This window comes from Aminobacter sp. P4_H6_2 (assembly GCF_056400805.1).
In genome coordinates, this window is record NZ_JBFUKO010000642.1 from 1 (window position 1) to 2,944 (window position 2,944).

At 62.9% G+C, this 2,944-nt stretch carries 4 protein-coding genes; all 4 read left to right on the plus strand.

From position 1 onward, the window contains the following. A partial coding sequence (locus AC1DUU_RS27915) for a siderophore ABC transporter substrate-binding protein (protein WP_476786592.1) occupies positions 1-775 on the plus strand: 775 nt, incomplete at its 5' end. Then, entirely contained in the window at positions 775-1,740 is a 966-nt protein-coding gene (locus AC1DUU_RS27920) for an ABC transporter permease (protein WP_476786593.1), read from the plus strand. The genes AC1DUU_RS27915 and AC1DUU_RS27920, both read left to right, overlap by 1 nt. Continuing rightward, a complete protein-coding gene (locus AC1DUU_RS27925) occupies positions 1,733-2,674 on the plus strand; it encodes an iron chelate uptake ABC transporter family permease subunit (protein ID WP_476786594.1) in 942 nt (313 codons plus the stop codon). The genes AC1DUU_RS27920 and AC1DUU_RS27925 overlap by 8 nt, the downstream gene beginning before the upstream one ends. Then, the coding region (locus tag AC1DUU_RS27930; protein WP_476786595.1) for an ATP-binding cassette domain-containing protein at positions 2,671-2,944 on the plus strand (274 nt) is incomplete at its 3' end. The genes AC1DUU_RS27925 and AC1DUU_RS27930, both read left to right, overlap by 4 nt.

The window sequence follows — 2,944 nt, forward strand, 5'->3', positions numbered from 1 at the left end:
CTACGACATCGCCGCCATCGACACGCTCAACCGCCTCGGCATCCAGCCTGTCGGCGTCCCCAACAAGCTGTTCGTGCCTGAACTTGCCGATGTCGCCAAGGGCGCTACGGTCGTCGGCACGCTTTTCGAGCCTGACCTCGAGGCGCTGAACGCACTTGCGCCTGACCTTGTGATCGTCGGCGGACGTTCGTCGGCAAAGGCCGAAGCGACCGCTCGCGTTGCCCCCACCATCGACATGACGATGAATGGCGACGACCTTGTTGCCCAGGCCAAAGAGCGGCTTGTGGCCTATGGGGCACTCTTCGCCAAGGCCGATGAAGCCGCCGCTGCTGGCAAGGAACTTGACGCTGCCGTTGAAGCCGCCCGGCAGGCCGTGAAAGGCAAGGGCAAGGCCCTGATCCTGATGACCAACGGCCCCAAGATCACCGCCTATGGCCCCGGCTCGCGTTTCGGCTGGCTGCATAAGACGCTCGAACTCGAGCCCGCGGTAGCCAATGTCGAGGCGGCCAACCATGGCGAGGCCATCGCGTTTGAATTCATCAGCAAGGCCAATCCTGATTGGCTTCTTGTGCTCGACCGCGCAGCGGCAATCGGTTCCGGCGAGCAAGGCGCGAAGGCGACGCTCGACAACGAGCTGGTTGCCCAGACCACCGCCTGGAAAAAGGGCCAGGTGATCTACCTGCCTTCATCCGACTTCTACATCGCTGCAGGCGGTGTTCAGTCCACCCATAGAGTCCTCAAGACAATCGAAGAAGCCTTCGCCAAGGCGCAGTGATGACACTGGCAATGCCCTATGCCAGGCTGGTGGTCGCCACCAGCCTGGTCGGGCTTTTCGCGCTGAGCCTCGGTGTCGGTGTCGATGATTTTTCACTCGGCAAGGACTTTTCCGATGCAGGGGCGCTTGAACTGCTTCTGGTCAGCCGCCTGCCCCGGACGCTGGCGGCGGTTCTCGTCGGCGCGGGGCTGGCGATTGCCGGCCTCGTCTTGCAGATCCTCGCGCGCAACCGGTTTGTCGAACCGACGATGACGGGAACTGGCCAAAGTGCAGCACTTGGCATCCTGGCGGTGACGATGCTGTTTCCGTCGGCGTCGATCGGCGTCAAGACACTTGCCGCAAGTGCCACAGCGCTCGCCGGAACCTCCGTTTTCCTGTCCATCGCCCACCGGCTGCCGCCGACGCAGCCCTTCCTCATTCCGCTATTTGGCCTTGTCTATGGCGGCGTCATAGGTGCTGCCGTGACCTTCATCGCCTGGCAGGCGGACCTGCTGCAATATGTCGATATCTGGACCAACGGCGAATTCTCCGGCGTGCTGCGCGGGCGCTACGAGCTTTTGTGGATTCTGGCGGCGATGGTCGCGCTTGCCTGGTGGATCGCCGACCGGCTGACCATCGTGTCGATGGGGCGCGAGGTCAGCGTCGGGCTTGGGCTCAACTATCAGCGCATCGTCCAGCTCGGGCTGGTCATGGTCGCAGTGATCTCGTCCTTGGCCGTGGTCGTGGTCGGCATGATTCCGTTTGTCGGCCTTGTGGTGCCTAATCTCATCTCCCGGCTGATGGGCGACAATCTGAGGAGCGCCCTGCCCTGGGTCGCGATTTCAGGCGCGGCACTGGTGCTCGCTTGCGACATCGTTGGCCGCGTCATCCGCTACCCCTACGAAATCCCTGTCGGCACGGTTCTCGGCGTGGTCGGTTCGGGGCTGTTCCTGTGGATCCTGTTTGGGCGGACTGCGCGTGCCTGACAAGCGATTGTGGATACTTGGCGCGCTGGCCCTTACTGCGGCCGTCGCCTTCATGACCGTCGGGCTGCGCGGCAACATCGCCTTCGCGCTCGAGCTACGCACATTGCGGCTGCTCACGCTGGTGCAGGTCGGCGTGGCGATCGCCGTCTCGACCGTGGTGTTCCAGACAGTGACGGCAAACCGGGTGCTGACGCCGCAGATCATGGGGCTCGATGCGCTTTACCTGTTCGGCCAGATGGTTCTGGTCGTGGCGCTTGGCAGAGTCGGATTTGTCGCGCTCGACCCACGCATGAAATTCGCCGGAGAAGCCTGCCTGATGATGGCCATGGCGTTGCTGCTGTTCATGCCCATGCTCAGGCGGCGCTTCGACGTCGGGCTGCTGCTTTTGACCGGGGTCGTGCTCGGGGTGCTGTTTCGCAGCCTCGCTTCGCTGATTGCGCGCCTCATCGACCCCAATGAATTCGCCGTGGTTCAGGGCGCGAGCTTCGCCAATTTCAACACCGTGCGCCCCGACCTGATGGTCATCAGCCTTGTCGTCACGGTGATCGCCACAGTGATCACCTGGCGAAAGCGTCATCTGCTCGATGTGCTGGCGCTTGGTTCCGACAGTGCAATCGGGCTCGGCGTCAACTGGACCCGGGCGCTGACCGGCCTCTTGATGCTTGTCGCGGCACTCGTAGCTGTATCGACGGCCCTGGTCGGCCCCGTCACCTTCTTTGGATTGCTGGTGGTTGCGCTCGCCGAGCGCATCATCAACAGCCGGCGTCATCACCTTTTGCTGCCCGCAGCGATGCTTACGGCGATCATCGTGCTGCTTGGCGGCCAGATGCTGCTTCAGCATGTGCTGGGGGGCGCCTCGACACTGGGTGTCGTCATCGAATTCGTAGGGGGACTGGTGTTCCTGGCCATGCTGATCACAACGAGCAAGCGATGATCGAGATCAAGAATGTTTCGCTTAGATATGGCGACACGCAAATCCTGAGCGATGTTTCGCTGACCATGCCCAAGGGCGGAGTGACGGCACTTGTCGGACCCAATGGTGCCGGCAAATCGAGCCTTTTGTCGCTGATCGCGCGGCTGCAGCCTCTGCAGAGCGGCGCGATATCCGTCGACGGCCTGCCGGTGGACACCACGCCAAGTCGCCGCCTCGCCCAGACGCTCGCGATCCTGCGCCAGGACCCTGCCGTGGCGAGTAGGCTCAGGG

Bases quoted from the DNA above. Each gene is read 5' to 3' on its own strand.
- AC1DUU_RS27920 (WP_476786593.1), top strand. From the start codon at position 775: ATGACACTGGCAATGCCCTATGCCAGGCTGGTGGTCGCCACCAGCCTG.